Raw genomic sequence first — 14785 nt, forward strand, 5'->3', positions numbered from 1 at the left:
GACCTAGATCACGAAGGAGAGTGGCTATGAGTGGGATCGCTGAGCTCATTGATCCTGTTGGCGGATATGTTTCCGGCAAAATCTTCGCCGATGAAGACATCTACCGCCAGGAGCTGGAGACTGTCTGGCAGCGCACGTGGGTGTTTCTCGCACACGAGTCGATGCTGCCGAAGCGGGGCTCCTACATCCAGACGTACATTGGCGAGGACCCCGTCATCGTTGTCCGCCAGAAGTCGGGCGAGGTCAAAGCGTTCCTGAATCAGTGCCGCCACCGCGGCATGCGCATCTGCCGCGCTGACCGCGGCCAGGCCAAGTCCTTCATGTGCTCCTTCCACGGGTGGGCGTACGACCTCGAGGGCAACCTGGTCTCCATCCCGCAGGAGGCCAACGCTTACCCGGATGGCATCGACAAGTCGAAGCTGTCTGCGATCAAGGTGCCCCGCATTGAGAACTACAAGGGCTTCATCTTCGGCTCCTGGGACGAGACCATTCCGCCGCTCGAGGAGTACCTCGGCAATGCCAAGTACTACCTGGACGGCTACATGGATCGCTACGAGGGCGGCATGGAGGCCATCGCCGTGCACAAGTGGGTGCTCCCGGCGAACTGGAAGTTCAACGTTGAGCAGCCGACCTCGGATATGCAGCACTCGGAGATCTCACACGTCTCCGCAGTGGAAGCGCTCAGCTCCGGCTCCGATACTTTCGACCGCAAGACCGGCCGCAAGAAGATCCCCGAGGGCCGTCAGTTCCTCAGCCCCTACGGCCACGGCGGTGCCTTCTTCGGCAAGCGCGACGCGGAGATCCCCAACACGGGCCCGGCGCTGATCGAGTGGGAGAACACGATCCGTGATTCCATCGTCGAGCGCCTTGGCGAGTTCCGCGAGGTCCGCGGCCACATGAACGTTTTCCCCAACTTCATGCTCCTGGGCAACTACACCTTCCGCGTCACCCACCCGCGTGGGCCGAACGAGATGGAGATCTGGTCCTGGGCCTTCGTACCGAAGGACGCACCAGAAGAGGTGAAGGAAGCCATCCGCGTCGACGTCATGCGTACCTTCTCCCCCGGCGGCATGTTCGAGCAGGACGACGCCGAGAACTGGGAGGAGATGCAGCACATTCTCCGGGGTGCGAAGTCGCGCGAGACCGGTTTTACCTACAACATGCGCCGCGTGCCTGTCTCCTACGACGATGACGGCTACCCGGGCGCATCCACCGCGCACGTCTATTCCGACAACGCGGCGCTGAACATGTACGGCTTCTACCGCGACCTGATGGAAGACAAGTCCTGGGAGCAGCTCAAACAAGAGCGCGGCGGCGTGCCGGAGGTGGATCAGCGAGACTTCACCGCGGTCATGGATCCGGAAGCGGCCAAGGCGGCCGCTGCATCCGACGGCGCGTACGAAGGCAACGTCGACTAGCGGACTTACTCGACCCAAGATTTTAAGGAGCACTCCAATGACGACTACTACCGAGCAGCCGGTCACTCAGCGCCCTGCAGACGCGGAAGACGAGCGCCGGATCGCACGCTTCCTGTATGACGAAGCCGAGATGATGGACAACATGCAGTGGGAAGACTGGCTCGACTGCATGCACGAAGACGTTGATTACTGGGCCCCGGTCCGCGAGAACCGCGTGGCCCGCGAGCGCAAGGAAGAGTTCTACCCGAAGGGGACTTCGGTCTACTTCGAGGAGTCCAAGGCGTTTCTGCGCCAGCGCGTCGTCCGCCTAAACACGCACATGGCATGGGCGGAGGAACCGCCATCGCGTTCGCGCCACATGCTCACCAACCTGCGCATTGACGAGCGAAGCGACGGGGCGTTTGCGGTGCGCTCGAACTTCATGATTTACCGCTCTCGCGGCGAGCGTTACCAGGATACGATTGCCGGCGAGCGCCGCGACGTCATCGTCCGAGACCCGGACTCGCGCTACGGATTTTTAGTGCTCGAGCGTGAGATCCGCTTCGATATGGCCACCATTCTTGTCAAGAACCTCTCCCTGTTCTACTAAGGAAAGGACCTGCATATGACTGCACAGATCGAAACTACGAACCTGCTTCGCATTGGCGTTGTCGTCTACGACCTGGACGCCAAGATGAAGGAATACTCCCGCATCTACGGCATCTCCGACTGGGATACTGCCGAGCACGCACCTACCGACGCGGTGGCGCACGGCCGACGCCTGGCAACGACCCCGGGTACGTGGCGCAGCGCCGTGGGCACCACCCCGGCCGTCAACGGCGAGCAGGGACCGGGCGGACGCCCGGCGTCGAGCCTGACCTTCGAGCTCGTCGAGCCGACCGGTGGAGAGAGTCCGTTCAACGAGTTCCTGCGCACAAAGCGCGAGGGCATCGCTTTCCTGCAGGTTCGCTCCACGGCGGCCGACGAGGCAGCGGTTGCCAAGCACTTCGAGTCCCTTGGCTACGACGTCGCCTACACCGCCACGGTGGATCGCACCACGCGCACCTTCTATGACACCCGCGAGAAGCTGGGCGGTTTCCTCGTAGAGATGCTCCCGGCCAGCGCCGAGGACCCTGCCGAGGTGAGCACCGACACGCGCCCGACCCAGCCGGTACAGGGCATGTACCACTTCGGTGTGCTCGTGCACGACGTCATGGCCGCGCTGCCCCACTACCGCGACGTCTTTGGCATCCAGCGCTACGAGATGAAGACCTGGGAGACTGGCTTCGGCCGCTTGGACAAGCCCTACTACCGCGGCAAAGACGGCGACACCGGCTACTTCACCGCGCAGGGCACCGCCGGCGACTTCGGTTTCGAGATCATCTCGGTCAACCACGGCGACTGCCACTACAACCGCGAGTTCTTCGACGAGCGCGGCCCCGGCATCCACCACTACTTCGCGTGGATGACCACCGAGGACGCCGACTGGGACGAGGTCGTGCGCTCGATGACCGAGGCCGGCCACCCGCTGTGCATGGGCTCGGGCCTGCGCGGCGGCGCCGCCGAGTTCGGCTACTTCGACACCTTCGAGGCGCTCGGCGGCTACCTCATCGAGATCGTCATCCGCCGCGAGCCCCCGAAACCCGAGTTCGCCGCGCCGGACTGGGTCGTCGACTTCGAGGAGCTCGTATGATCCGCATCATCCACCGGGGAGCGACCGACTCCCCCGAGCAGTTGCTTGCCGACGTCACCTCCCTGCGCCAGCGCGAAGGCATCAAAGAGGCCGAGGCCTACCAGACCCTCGCGGTAGAGGATGAGGACTGCGCGGTGGCGATTCTGGCGGAGCAGGTGGCTGACTATGCCGCGGTCGTCGAGAAGCTGCCCGAGCTGCCGCACTTGCACCGGTTCGTGCAAGATGGCGCGACCGAGCTCTACGAGCAGTCCAAATATGCTCTTGTCGACGGGGTTTGGGCTCCGGAGGCGGGTGCTGATTCCCGCATCATGTGGCCGGCGAGCGGACCGGTGAGCATTGTCATCCAGAACGCGTTTGTGGATAACCCCGAGATGCGGGCACTGACCGCCCAGGAGATCACCGAGACGCGTCGCGAGCCGGGCTGTGTCTACTACGCGTGGATGGAAGATTTGGAACTGCCGAACCACCTCATGCTGCTCGAGGTGTGGGCGGACCAGACTATCTACGACCACCACTGGTTCGGCCGCATGGCCACGGGCGAGTACCGCGGCGACTCCGGGCGTACAGCAACCACGCCGCAGCGCGGTGAACTCACCCGCGAGTTCTACCGGCAGCAAGCCTTCGAGTACCACTACGGTCGCCTGTTGCCTGCGGCCACCGAAAACTATTCCCACTCTGTTGTGTGGTCCGCGCGCTAGCCGACCACCCCATCCCACCCTTTGGAGACCCACATGACCAACATCACTCACGCTCCCCCACAGGATCACGCGCAGGATGAGCGCACACCGAAAGAGCGACGCCTCGCGCTCGCCTCCTCCTTCCTCGGCTCGACCGTGGAGTACTACGACTTCCTGCTCTACGCGGCGGCTGCGGGCCTCGTCTTCCCGCAACTGTTCTTCGCGAACATCGATCCTCTCTTGGGCACGACGCTCTCCTTTGTCATCCTGCTGACGGGCTACCTCGCCCGCCCGATTGGCTCAATGGCGTTCGGTCACTTCGGCGACAAGTACGGGCGGAAGAACGTCCTCGTCGTCACGCTGTTGACGATGGGGCTTGTCTCCATCTGCATCGGTCTGATGCCGTCTTCGCAGGTCATTGGCGCTGCCGCGCCGATCCTACTGGTCATCCTGCGCATCATCCAGGGCATTGCGATCGGCGGCGAATGGGCCGGCGCCACCCTCATGGCCATGGAGAACTCCACGGCGAAGAACAAGGGCTTCGGTGCCTCCGTCGCGATCGCTGGTGGCCCGGCGGGTGCGATCCTTTCCACGCTGGTGCTCGCAGTGTTCGCACGCATGTCGGGTGACAACTTTGCCAACCCGGATCAGTACTTCGTTACCGACTGGGGTTGGCGTGTCCCGTTCCTGCTTTCCGCAGCCATTGTCATCGTCGGCCTGTTCATGCGCGCCAACGTGAAGGAATCGCCCGAGTTCGAAGCCGCCCGGCGTGCGGGCAAGGTGCACACCGGTGTGCCACTGGTCCGCATGCTCAAGGAGGCTCCCCGCGAGCTCGTCCTCGGTGCACTTGCCGGTATGGCCGGACTGTTCGTCCAGGGCCTGCAGAACTCATTCATGGTGCCCTACATCGTCAACTCCACGGCGGAAACGGCATCGCCGGTCGACCGTTCAACGGCACTGATGATGGTCACTGTCGGCTCGGCGTTCGCGATCTTTGTCATGCCGGCGCTCGCTGCGTTGTCTGACCGCCTCGGCCGACGCAAGGTCATGCTGGCCGGCGGCTTGGTCTCCATCGTCGGCATCTGGATCGTCTTCGCCATGATCGACTCCGGTGACCCAACCAAGATCTGGCTGGGCATGGTGCTGCTCGTGTGCGTGGTGCAGCCCGCACAGTACGGCCCGATCGGCGCCTTCATTTCCGAGAAGTTCGTCCCCGAGCTGCGCTACACCGGCTCCGGCATCACCTACCAGGCGGCGTCGATCCTCGGCGCGGGTACCGCCCCGCTGATTGCGACCCGCATGGTTACCCCCGAGACCGGGCTGACCCCGCTGGCTATCGTCGTCTCCGGGCTCTTCGTCGTCTCCTCGCTGGCGATCTTCTTCTCCAAGGAGACCGCACAAAGCATGGGGCACGCGGAGCGTTTCACCAAGACCAACGTGTTCAAGGGCTAAGCACCGGCCATCGCGTCCACCTTCAAAAGTCCCCGCTGTCCTGTACCGGCGGGGACTTTGTCGTGGGGTGAAGTCCGCGGTACCCCTGCCTCACCATTCGGGCTACCCCCGCCGTTCCGCCAAGCGGAACCTTTTCTCTTTGTTCCCACATTTGTGGAATGCTCATTCCAGAGGTTGCGGTGAGACGCCTCACATCTCGAAGTTGCGAGCACTTACGACACATTTCGGTCAGCAGAATTGTCACCTCGCTTTCACAGCAAGTCGATTGGAGCTTTCCATGCACAACGAACGTCCCTCCCTCGGCGCTCCTTCCCTGGAACGCCCCGCGGGATTAGATACCAACCTTGATGTCAGCGGAATGGTCGATCCCGACAAGGGGCTTGTCGATCGCCGCATCTTCAGCGACGAGCAGATCTACCGCCAAGAAATGCGCCGTATCTTCGCGCGCTCCTGGCTGTTCATCGCGCACGAGTCCCAGTTCACCAAACCCGGCGACTTCTTCCAGACCTACATGGGCGAGGACCCGGTCATCGCGGTGATGAACAAGCAGAAGGAAATCCGCGTCCTGCTCAACAGCTGCCGCCACCGTGGCGCACGCGTGTGCCGCGCGGACCACGGCCGCACCAAGAACTTCACCTGCACCTACCACGGCTGGGCCTACAACCTGGACGGCGAGCTCATCTCGGTGCCGGGCGAGCACTACTACAACGACGAGTTTGATAAGGCCAAGTGGGGCCTGTCTGCTGTCCCACGCGTAGAGAGCTACAAGGGACTCATCTTTGCCAACTGGGACGCCGACGCGGAACCGCTCGAGGATTCGCTGGGCGATATGCGCTGGTACATCGACGCCTTCATGGACCGCGACCCGGAGGGCACCTACGTTGTCGAGGGTGTGACCAAGTGGGTCCTCGACGGCAACTGGAAGCTCGCCGCCGAGCAGTTCGCCACCGACTGGTACCACGTGACCATGTCGCACGCCTCGGCGCTGATGATTCTCTCCCCGTCGGGCAAGGGCCCGAAGAAGGAGATCGCAGAGCGCACCGGCCGCCAGTTCACCGACGAGCACGGCCACGGCGCAGGCTTCCCGGTCCACCCCAAGAACCGCTTCGACGCACAGCCGGTCCACGAGTACTACGACTACGAGTTCCTCAAGGAGCGCCTGTCGGAAGAGCAGGTCACCGGCCCGCTGACCAACGGCCACGCCACGGTCTTCCCGAACTTCTCCTACCTGCCCGTCAACGGTTCCATCCGCGTGTGGCACCCCAAGGGGCCAAACAAGATGGAGGTGTGGGCATGGACGGTACTGGACCGCAGCATGCCGGAGGACGTCGCGAAGGCGCAGCGCCTCTACAACCTGCGCACCTTCGGCCCGTCCGGCGTCTTCGAGCAGGACGACGGCGAGAACTGGTCTGAGTGCCAGGCCAACGCAGGTGCCTTCATGGTTGCTAACACCGCCCTGAACTACCAGATGGGCCTCGACAGGGTGGAATCCCGCGAGGGCTACCCCGGCATGACCTCGGAGCTGTACTCCGACGCCGCCGGCCGCGGCCTCTACCGCCGCTGGCGCGAGCTGATGAACACCCCTGCCTGGCACGAAGAAGCTTAAGAACCCGCCACCGCTCCCACACTGAAAGGAAACATCTTCCATGTCTGACGCCATCAAAGTAGCTGTCCTGGACGACATCGAGCAGGAAGAAGCAATCGTCATCTCCCCGGAGGACTCGGGCTACAAGGACGCCATCGCGATCTTCCGCACCGAGGATGACGAGGTCTACGCAATTAACGACGAGTGCACCCACGAGGTCACCTCGCTTGCCGACGGCTGGGTCGACGGCACTGAAGTTGAGTGCCCACTCCACGCCGCGAAGTTCTGCCTGAAGACCGGCGAGGCCCTGTGCATGCCCGCGACCGAGGACGTCAAGACCCACAAGGTCGAGCTCCGCGGCGAGGAGATCTGGCTCACGCCCGGCGTTGCTGCGGAAGGTGCTGAGTAAACCATGACGGCTTCGACCACAATCATCGGCGGCGGCATCGGTGGCTTCACCGTTGCCCGTGAGCTCCGCGCCAAAGGCGTCGACGCCCCCATCACCATCATTGATCCCGAGGGCATCCCGTACGACCGCCCGCCGCTGAGCAAGGACGTGCTCGCCGGTGCCAAGGACCACGACGCGATTCGCTTCGTGCCGGAAGACTGGTACGCCGAGAACAACGTTACCGTTGTCAAGGACAAGGTCGTGCGCATCGACGGCAAGGGCAAGACCCTGGTCCTGGAGAAGACTGAGCCGCTGTCCTACGAGAATCTGGTGTTGGCCACCGGCGGGTTCGCCCGCATCGGCAAGACCCCAGGTTTTGAGGAGCACACCACCGTGCTGCGCACCTTCGACGATGCGTGCACCCTGCGTAACGCAATGGGCGAAGGCAAGCGCCTCGGCATCGTCGGCGCCGGCCTGATCGGTGCCGAGGTTGCCGCGCAGGCCCAGGAGCTGGGCACCGAAGTTGTCCTCATCGACCCGGCCCCGGTCTCGCTGATCCCGGCGGTCGGCGAGGAGCTGGCCAAGCGACTCCACGACCTGCACGCAGCACACAACGTGAAGTTCGTCCGCGGCATGACCACCGAGATCACCGACGAAGGTGACCACAAGACCATTCACGTCGACAACGACGACTCCTACGAGGTCGACCACGTTCTGCTGTGCATCGGCCTGATCCCGGAGGTCGCCCTGGCTGAGTCCTTAGGGCTCGACATTGACAACGGCGTGATTGTCGACACACAGCAGCGCACTTCCCTGCCGGGTGTGTGGGCTGTGGGTGACTGCGCCCGCCTTCGCAACGAGGACGGCACGCTGGAGCGCCGCCACGAGCACTGGGATAGCGCAGTGCAGGACGCGAAGGTGGCAGCGGCCTCCATCGCTGGCGTCGATGCACCGAAGGGCAGTGCGCCCTGGTTCTGGTCCGATCGCTACGGCGTACACGTCGAGGGCGTGGGCGACATGTCCGCCCCAGGCGAGACCTTCATCCGCCCCGACGAAGACGGCAACCCCGCAGTCGCCTTCCGCGTCGCCGACGGCTCGAAGCTGGTGGGTGCCGCCAGCTACAACGACTCGAACTCGGTCCGCGCCGCCCGGCGCATCATCGACCGCGAGATCCCAGTAACTCCCTCCAAGCTCATTGACCCCACGATCCAGTTGAAGAAGCTGGCTCGCTAACAACGGATGTGATTTCCCCATGACTGACTATCTACGCAGAGAAGATGTCTCGCTCGGAAGCCGTGTGGACGCCGAGCAGTACTACGAACTTCTCAACTTCTACAACGACGAGGCTGCGCTTCTCGACGAGGGCCGCTACACCGACTGGCTGCAAAACTTCGACGAGGACCTGGAGTACTGGGCCCCGACGCGCACCAACCGCACGCGTCGCCAGCAGGCGCTCGCCATCGCAGACCGCGACGGGCTCGCCTTCTACGACGAGACCCACAGCTCGCTGGCGTGGCGCATCCGCCGCTTCGACTCCGGGATGGCCTGGTCCGAGGATCCGCCGTCGCGCACCCGTCACCTGATCACTAACCTCATCGCCTTCCACGGCACCGTCGCGGAGACCGAGGAGGACGTGATCGAGGCGCGGACCAACTTTATGGTCTACCGCACCCGACTCGAGCACGAGGAAGACATCTTCGTCGGCACGCGCACCGATCTGTTGCGCCGCACCGAGGATGGATACAAGGTGTTTGACCGCCGCATCCTGCTCGACATCAATGTCCTGAACTCCAAGAACATCTCCACCTTCTTCTAGGACGTGTGTAAAATGGTCGAGGGACAAAAGGTACTGATTACGGGTGGCGCCTCGGGGCTGGGCAAGGCGCTCGCCGCACGATTCGTCGACGAAGGCGCGAGCGTGAGCATCGTCGACCTCGATTTGGACCGCGCGCGCGAGACTGCTGAAGCAATCAACCCCGACAAGGTGTTGCCGCTGGCCGCGGACGTGCGCGACCCGGCGTCGCTGCACGCGGCGGTGGATGAGCACATTGCCACGTACGGCGAGCTTGACACCGTGATCCCCAACGCCGGGATCTGGGACTTCTACCGCTCCTTTACCCGACTCAGCGGCGAGGAGATCGCGGCGCTTTTCGACGAGGTCATGGCCGTCAACGTCAAGGGCTACCTGCTCACCGCGGAGGCGACGTGGCGGCACCTGTTGAAGACCAACGGGTCGATCATTTTCACGCTCTCCAACTCGGCGTTCTACGCCGCGGGCGGCGGGCCGTCCTACACCGCATCGAAGTTCGCGGCACGCGGCCTGGTGATCCAGCTCGCCTACGAACTGGCACCGAAGATCCGCGTCAACGGTGTCGCGGTGGGCGGGATGCGCACGTCGCTCTCTGGCCCAGCCAGCAGCGGCTTGGACGATCGCTCGGTCTCCGAGATCTTCGATCGCCGACCCAATGGTTCCAATCCCTACATTCCGCTCCACGATATTTCGCTTGATCCAGCGACCTTCACCGGGTCCTACGTCCTGCTTGCATCTCCGCAGGACGCGGGCAATATCACCGGGCACATTATCAACGTCGATGGCGGCATCGCCGCCCGAGGATTCGCAAAATCTGCAGGAGGCGATGACCTATGATCGTGTATGGCGTTCAGCAAGATCCCAATGATGTGGATGTCAACCCGTGTACTCAACTCTGTCGGCATGAGCGGCACTTCCGTGACCGCATTGCCCTGCACTACGAGGGCCAGACATTCACCTACGCCGAGTTCACCAAAGAGGTGCGCCGCTGGGCCGCGCACTTTGTCGACGCCGGCGTAAACAGCGGCGACCGCATCGGCTACATCGGACAGAACTCCCGTTCCTTCCTCTTCGCCATGTTCGGCGCGTGGTGGATCGGCGCAGCATTCATGCCGTTTAACTTCCGCCTCTCCGCACCGGAGACCGCGAAGCTCTTCCTCCTGGGTACCCCACACACCGTGGTGGTTGAGGGTTCGCACGTGGGCAAGGCGAAATCCGTCTTCGGTATTGAGAAGCACCACGTCGTGGTTGTCGACGATGACCCGGCAGCTCCGGTCGATGAAGAAATCCCGCTGTTCTGGTCAGTGACCTCCAAGTTCACCGACGAGGGCACAGAGAGCCTGCGCAAGCCCGGCGCTCGCACGATGCAGGACCTCGCTCTGCTGCTGTTTACCTCCGGCACAACCGGCCTGCCCAAGGGCGCTGAGCTCTCCTTCGGCAACCTGTGGTGGAACTCCATCAACGTGGACACGCTCGTGGATACCCGCCCTGGCGACACCTCGCTGGCCGTGGCACCGATGTTTCACGTCGGCGCACTGAATTCCTTTGCCATCCGTTCCTTCTTCCGCGGCAACACGCTCGTGGTCCAGCGTGCCTTCAACCCGCAGACCACGCTCGCACTGCTGGAAGAACACAGGATTGGATCGGTGTTTATGGTTCCGGCGATGCTGTCTGCCATTGCGCAAACGGAAGAATTCGGTAGCGCCGATCTTTCCAACCTGCGTGCAATTATCTGCGCTGGCGCGCCTGTGCCGCCCGCACTGATTAAGCAGTACGGTGAGAAGGACATCAACATCCAGCAGGCATGGGGTTTGACCGAAACTGCCCCGTTTGCCACCTATCTGCCGGCGGACATGACCAAGTCGAAGCTGGGATCCTGCGGCTTCCCGATGCCCCACACCCAGGTCAAGCTCATGGACCCCGACACCGGTGAGCAGATCAAGGAGCCGGGCCGCCATGGCGAGATGTGGGTGAAGGGCCCGAACGTCGCGCTGGGCTATTGGAATAACCCGGAAATGACGCAGAAGTCCTACACCGCCGGGTGGTTCCACTCGGGCGACATCGGCTACGTCGACGAGGACGGTTTTTACTACGTCGTCGACCGCCTTAAGGATCTGATCATCTCCGGTGGCGAGAATGTCTACCCCGCCGAGGTCGAGCGCATCCTAGCCGAAGACCCTTCCTTCACCCGCAGCGCCGTCGTCGGCGAGTTCGACGAGAAGTGGGGCGAGAAAATCGTCGCGGTCATCGAGCGTATCGACGACAGCGAAATCACCCTCGAGCGCGTCCGCGACCACTGCTCGCGCCATCTCGCCCGTTACAAACTGCCGTCGAAGGTGGTCATTGTGGATGAGCTGCCCCGCAACCCCGGCGGCAAGCTGGACAAGCTCTTCCTGCGCCAAGCAGTGCGCGAAGGCACGATCGGGGAGGTCGTCTCGTGAGCTTCCAATACGTAAAGGATCACCCGATTCGCCACACCTACCCGTATGGCTCTCACGATGTGATTCTGCCCTACAACAACGCAGAGGGCTTACGCGAACGGGTCCGCGAGGTCTTTGACACGGATCCGGAGTGCCGCCGAGTGATCGTGCCTGTGGAGCCGGACAACGTGGAAGAGGTCTCCGCCTGCGAAGACGCCGGCATGCGCTACGTACTCGATGTACAGCTCCGCACCGGCGAAGAGCACGCCCTCATGGTTGCAGAGCCTGACTGGGTGGCCAACCAATCCACCGATACGAAGAACCTGGAGCTGACATGAGTTTTATCGACGACTGGAACGCCATGTACGAGAAAGTGCATGACGTCAAAGAGACCCTGCAGCTGTACCCCATCGAGGGCAACAAAGAGGTAGTCAAGCTCGGCATGCCGCTGACCCAGGCGGTCTCGCAACCGGCTGGCATGTTCTCCGCGCCGGCACTGTTCGGCCTGGCCGACCTGTCCGCCACGTGGCTGGCCATGCAACAGGTGCCGAAGGGCGTCTTCCCGCTCGCGGTCGCCTCGAGCATCAACGTGGTCTCCAACGTGAACTCGGGCGATGCCATCTCCACCTCGCGCATCGTCCGCGCAGGCAGGACGATCATTGTCACCGACACGGAGATTCACTCCGCGGAGACCGGCAAGCTGCTGGCCAAGATCAGCTGCACCTACTCACTGCCGCCTCAGAAGAAATAGTACGAAAACGACAAAAGGAAGTACCCCGGACCAACTTCCGGGGTACTTCCTTTTGCGTAGCTTATTCGACCGGCTTGACCATCCGCTTAGCCAGCGGCGTACAGGCGCCGACGATGAAACCGAGAGTAAGCGCCGAGACGATCGTGGCCTCGCGGGCAGCCTCGAAATTGCCCACCCAGAGGATGGAAAGCACCACGGCGATGGCGACGCACGTGATGTCGAAAATGAGCTTGACCTTGTAGAAGGGTTTGCGCCGCAGCGTCGCAACGGTGGCCACGAACCCCTCCCCCGGCAAGAACACCGCATTTGCGGTGGCGAGGATGGACACGCCGAAGCCAAGGAATACGAGGCCCACTGCGACGAGTGCGACTTGGGCGGCGTAGTTGTCGGACGCCAAGGGGTGAAACAGGTACATCCACCCATCCAAACTCGCACTCCCAATAAATAGTGCCGGGAGCTGGAGCCAGTACCTTCGCGGAAAATCTTGACGCAGCATGAGCCACTGCGCGGCGATGAGGATGAGGTTAAGCGCAAACGTCCACCCCCCGAAGCTTAGGCCGCCGATCAGCGTCATCGCATAGACGGGCGAAGACACAGGTGGCGTACCCAATTGGCTGGTGGTGACAAGCGCTGTGCCTCCCATCATGACCATGATGGCAAAAACTGAATATGCGTAGTCTCTAGGCCGCGCGTGGCTAATCGTATTGTTCATAGCGTTTCGTCCCTACGTAAGGCACAAGGCACCCAAACCTTGATGTTTGGGTGCCTTGAGGAAGGAAGGTATTAGAAGTGGCGCTTCAGCCACTCGATGATCACCTGGTTGAACTCCTCGCTGCGCTCAACCTGGGACCAGTGACCGGTCTGGGAGAAGAGGTGCGCATCCGCGTTCGGGATGGTCTGCACCAGGTCCCACGTGCGGGAAACGGGGATGACCGCATCCTGCATGCCGTGAATCAGCAGCACCGGGATCTCCAACTCGGCGAGCTTGTCGAAGTCAAGCGGGAGCGCGTCGCGGTCGCGGTCGCGTGCGGCGACGACCTCCTTCAGGCGGTCGCTCGCGGTGTCGTTGAGTGCGGACTCGTAACGCAGCTTGACCAGCTCGTCGGTGACCAGGGACTTATCCACGACGAAGAGCTCCAGCGTGTCGCGGATGCCCTCCTCAGTCAGGGTCGGGTTCGAGTGGCCCTTCAGCGCCTTGGTCAGCTTCGCACCACCGGTCCCCATCGAAATGATGCCCGACAGACGCTCCGGGAAGTCGAGTGCGAACTGGAAGGCGAGCCAGCCGCCGAGGGAGTTACCCACGATCCAGGTCTTCTCGATGCCCAGAGCGTCCAGCACGCGCACTGCGTGGCGGACCCACTCGCGGATGCCGTACTCGGTGCCGGGAGCAGTGATGGACTGGCCGTAGCCAATGGAGTCAATGGCGATAGTACGGCCGACCTCGGAGATCTGCGGCAGGTTCAGCCACCAGTTCGCGGCAGCGGTCACGCCGGTGCCGGAGCCGTGCAGGAAGAGGATCGGCTCGCCCTCGCCGAGTTCGTGGTAGTGGGTGAGCTCGCCCGGTGCAGTTTCAATCCACTTGTCCTCCAGGCCGAAGAACGGGTCGGTGGTGTAGTCCGGAATGTTCACGGTAGACATGTCGTACTCTCCTTGTGTGGTTGGTGGTTAGTTAGCCAGCATGATGCCGAAACCGGCAATGTATTCCTTGATGGCTCGGTAATACTCGAACTCAATCTCGTAGTCGCCGCCCGTTGCCTCAGCCAAAGCCGAGAAGCCTGCAACCCAGGTGCGCACCTCGTGCGAGGAGTGGCCTGCCTCGCGGTCCATGCCCTCGACGGTGTAGGAGTCGAATGCCGTGGGGTCCCCGGACGCGCAGCGGCGCATGAACTCGCGGTCCCACTCGGGGTTCAGATCCAAGATGTTGGTCATCTCACCGGCGGCGAACTTGCGGCCGGTAGAAATGACGCGCTCCTGGCGCTCAGCACGTGCCTCCGGGGTGGGGTAGCGGCCGTTGAGCATGAGCTTACGGGCCTTCTCATCGGCAGTCACCCACTGCGGCACCGGCGGGTCGTGGGACAGGCCGCCGGAGGAGATGAGCAGAATCTTCTTGTCCTGCGCAGCCGCCCACGCACCAATCGCCTTGCCCAGCAGGCGTACGCGCTTCATCGGCACGAAAGGACGCGCGAGGCCGTTGACGTAGACAGCGATCACGGGCTTGGCCGCGATGTCGCCGTAGATGATCTCCATGGGCTGCACCGCGCCGTGGTCGATCTCCATACGGCGCGAGATCGCCACGTCGACCTCGTTGTCCATGATGAACTGGGCGAGGTCCTGCGCCAGCTCCTCCGGCGTGTCCAGGAAGCCCTCCTGCGAGTCGTAGTCGCCGACGCCGAGGGACTGGAAGCCCACGCAGAACGGCGGCATGTGGTCGTAGAAGAAGCCGTTGTAGTGGTCCGGGGCAAAGTTGATGATCAGGTCCGGGTCGTAGTCCTTGACGAACTCGCGGACCTTTTCAAAGCTGCCCTCCATCTCCTGCTTCACCTCCTCGCCAGGGTCGTTGTAACCCAGCAGTGGCGAGTGCGACATTGCCACGAGTTTGACTGCCATGTTTT

16 protein-coding genes are annotated in these 14785 nt (G+C 62.8%); 13 read left to right on the forward strand and 3 right to left on the reverse strand.

Annotated features, from left to right (window positions below; translation table 11 throughout):
- The first annotated feature begins 26 nt into the window (after positions 1 to 26).
- From CIMIT_RS11460 to CIMIT_RS11520, 13 genes are all read left to right on the forward strand, one after another.
- On the forward strand, positions 27 to 1418 hold the full coding sequence (locus CIMIT_RS11460; protein ID WP_051904981.1) for an aromatic ring-hydroxylating oxygenase subunit alpha: 1392 nt from the start codon (positions 27 to 29) through the stop codon (positions 1416 to 1418).
- Positions 1419 to 1455: 37 nt separating this feature from the next.
- Complete coding sequence (locus CIMIT_RS11465; protein ID WP_038593217.1) at positions 1456 to 2007, forward strand: aromatic-ring-hydroxylating dioxygenase subunit beta; 552 nt, start codon at positions 1456 to 1458, stop codon at positions 2005 to 2007.
- A 15-nt stretch (positions 2008 to 2022) separates the two neighbouring features.
- On the forward strand, positions 2023 to 3090 hold the full coding sequence (locus CIMIT_RS11470; protein WP_038593220.1) for a VOC family protein: 1068 nt from the start codon (positions 2023 to 2025) through the stop codon (positions 3088 to 3090).
- Entirely contained in the window at positions 3087 to 3788 is a 702-nt protein-coding gene (locus CIMIT_RS12230; RefSeq protein ID WP_051904982.1) for a putative quinol monooxygenase, read from the forward strand. The genes CIMIT_RS11470 and CIMIT_RS12230 overlap by 4 nt, the downstream gene beginning before the upstream one ends.
- A 33-nt stretch (positions 3789 to 3821) precedes the next feature.
- The gene (locus CIMIT_RS11480; RefSeq protein ID WP_051904983.1) at positions 3822 to 5219 is read left to right on the forward strand and encodes an MFS transporter; all 1398 of its coding nucleotides are present in this window, start codon (positions 3822 to 3824) and stop codon (positions 5217 to 5219) included.
- Positions 5220 to 5496: 277 nt separating this feature from the next.
- Positions 5497 to 6825 (forward strand): aromatic ring-hydroxylating dioxygenase subunit alpha, encoded by a 1329-nt coding sequence (locus tag CIMIT_RS11485; RefSeq protein ID WP_038593223.1) that lies wholly within the window; start codon positions 5497 to 5499, stop codon positions 6823 to 6825.
- A gap of 40 nt (positions 6826 to 6865) precedes the next feature.
- On the forward strand, positions 6866 to 7213 hold the full coding sequence (locus tag CIMIT_RS11490) for a non-heme iron oxygenase ferredoxin subunit (RefSeq protein ID WP_038593226.1): 348 nt from the start codon (positions 6866 to 6868) through the stop codon (positions 7211 to 7213).
- 3 nt (positions 7214 to 7216) lie between these two features.
- Entirely contained in the window at positions 7217 to 8425 is a 1209-nt protein-coding gene (locus CIMIT_RS11495) for an NAD(P)/FAD-dependent oxidoreductase (RefSeq protein WP_038593229.1), read from the forward strand.
- A 19-nt stretch (positions 8426 to 8444) separates the two neighbouring features.
- Complete coding sequence (locus tag CIMIT_RS11500; RefSeq protein WP_038593232.1) at positions 8445 to 9008, forward strand: aromatic-ring-hydroxylating dioxygenase subunit beta; 564 nt, start codon at positions 8445 to 8447, stop codon at positions 9006 to 9008.
- A gap of 12 nt (positions 9009 to 9020) precedes the next feature.
- Positions 9021 to 9839, forward strand: a complete 819-nt coding sequence (locus tag CIMIT_RS11505; RefSeq protein ID WP_038593235.1) for an SDR family NAD(P)-dependent oxidoreductase — start codon at positions 9021 to 9023, stop codon at positions 9837 to 9839.
- The gene (locus tag CIMIT_RS11510) at positions 9836 to 11443 is read left to right on the forward strand and encodes an AMP-binding protein (RefSeq protein ID WP_038593238.1); all 1608 of its coding nucleotides are present in this window, start codon (positions 9836 to 9838) and stop codon (positions 11441 to 11443) included. Before CIMIT_RS11505 ends, CIMIT_RS11510 begins: the two co-directional genes overlap by 4 nt.
- Entirely contained in the window at positions 11440 to 11760 is a 321-nt protein-coding gene (locus CIMIT_RS11515; RefSeq protein ID WP_038593241.1) for a hypothetical protein, read from the forward strand. Before CIMIT_RS11510 ends, CIMIT_RS11515 begins: the two co-directional genes overlap by 4 nt.
- A complete protein-coding gene (locus CIMIT_RS11520; RefSeq protein WP_038593244.1) occupies positions 11757 to 12173 on the forward strand; it encodes a PaaI family thioesterase in 417 nt (138 codons plus the stop codon). Before CIMIT_RS11515 ends, CIMIT_RS11520 begins: the two co-directional genes overlap by 4 nt.
- 61 nt (positions 12174 to 12234) lie before the next feature.
- Here the strand turns inward: CIMIT_RS11520 and CIMIT_RS11525 are convergent, their stop codons facing one another.
- The 3 genes from CIMIT_RS11525 to CIMIT_RS11535 form a co-directional block, all read right to left on the reverse strand.
- A complete protein-coding gene (locus CIMIT_RS11525; RefSeq protein ID WP_144311863.1) occupies positions 12235 to 12819 on the reverse strand; it encodes a YczE/YyaS/YitT family protein in 585 nt (194 codons plus the stop codon).
- Between the two features lie 137 nt (positions 12820 to 12956).
- Positions 12957 to 13811, reverse strand: coding sequence for an alpha/beta fold hydrolase (locus CIMIT_RS11530; protein WP_038593247.1), 855 nt, complete (start codon positions 13809 to 13811; stop codon positions 12957 to 12959).
- 27 nt (positions 13812 to 13838) lie between these two features.
- Positions 13839 to 14780, reverse strand: a complete 942-nt coding sequence (locus tag CIMIT_RS11535; protein ID WP_038593250.1) for a 3-carboxyethylcatechol 2,3-dioxygenase — start codon at positions 14778 to 14780, stop codon at positions 13839 to 13841.
- Positions 14781 to 14785: the final 5 nt, after the last annotated feature.

This window comes from Corynebacterium imitans, from assembly GCF_000739455.1.
GTDB lineage: Bacteria > Actinomycetota > Actinomycetes > Mycobacteriales > Mycobacteriaceae > Corynebacterium > Corynebacterium imitans.

Coding starts and splice junctions, on each gene's coding strand:
- CIMIT_RS11460 (WP_051904981.1), top strand. CDS start 27: ATGAGTGGGATCGCTGAGCTCATTGATCCTGTTGGCGGATATGTTTCC.
- CIMIT_RS11465 (WP_038593217.1), top strand. CDS start 1,456: ATGACGACTACTACCGAGCAGCCGGTCACTCAGCGCCCTGCAGACGCG.
- CIMIT_RS11470 (WP_038593220.1), top strand. CDS start 2,023: ATGACTGCACAGATCGAAACTACGAACCTGCTTCGCATTGGCGTTGTC.
- CIMIT_RS12230 (WP_051904982.1), top strand. CDS start 3,087: ATGATCCGCATCATCCACCGGGGAGCGACCGACTCCCCCGAGCAGTTG.
- CIMIT_RS11480 (WP_051904983.1), top strand. CDS start 3,822: ATGACCAACATCACTCACGCTCCCCCACAGGATCACGCGCAGGATGAG.
- CIMIT_RS11485 (WP_038593223.1), top strand. CDS start 5,497: ATGCACAACGAACGTCCCTCCCTCGGCGCTCCTTCCCTGGAACGCCCC.
- CIMIT_RS11490 (WP_038593226.1), top strand. CDS start 6,866: ATGTCTGACGCCATCAAAGTAGCTGTCCTGGACGACATCGAGCAGGAA.
- CIMIT_RS11495 (WP_038593229.1), top strand. CDS start 7,217: ATGACGGCTTCGACCACAATCATCGGCGGCGGCATCGGTGGCTTCACC.
- CIMIT_RS11500 (WP_038593232.1), top strand. CDS start 8,445: ATGACTGACTATCTACGCAGAGAAGATGTCTCGCTCGGAAGCCGTGTG.
- CIMIT_RS11505 (WP_038593235.1), top strand. CDS start 9,021: ATGGTCGAGGGACAAAAGGTACTGATTACGGGTGGCGCCTCGGGGCTG.
- CIMIT_RS11510 (WP_038593238.1), top strand. CDS start 9,836: ATGATCGTGTATGGCGTTCAGCAAGATCCCAATGATGTGGATGTCAAC.
- CIMIT_RS11520 (WP_038593244.1), top strand. CDS start 11,757: ATGAGTTTTATCGACGACTGGAACGCCATGTACGAGAAAGTGCATGAC.
- CIMIT_RS11525 (WP_144311863.1), bottom strand. CDS start 12,819: ATGATGGGAGGCACAGCGCTTGTCACCACCAGCCAATTGGGTACGCCA.
- CIMIT_RS11530 (WP_038593247.1), bottom strand. CDS start 13,811: ATGTCTACCGTGAACATTCCGGACTACACCACCGACCCGTTCTTCGGC.
- CIMIT_RS11535 (WP_038593250.1), bottom strand. CDS start 14,780: ATGGCAGTCAAACTCGTGGCAATGTCGCACTCGCCACTGCTGGGTTAC.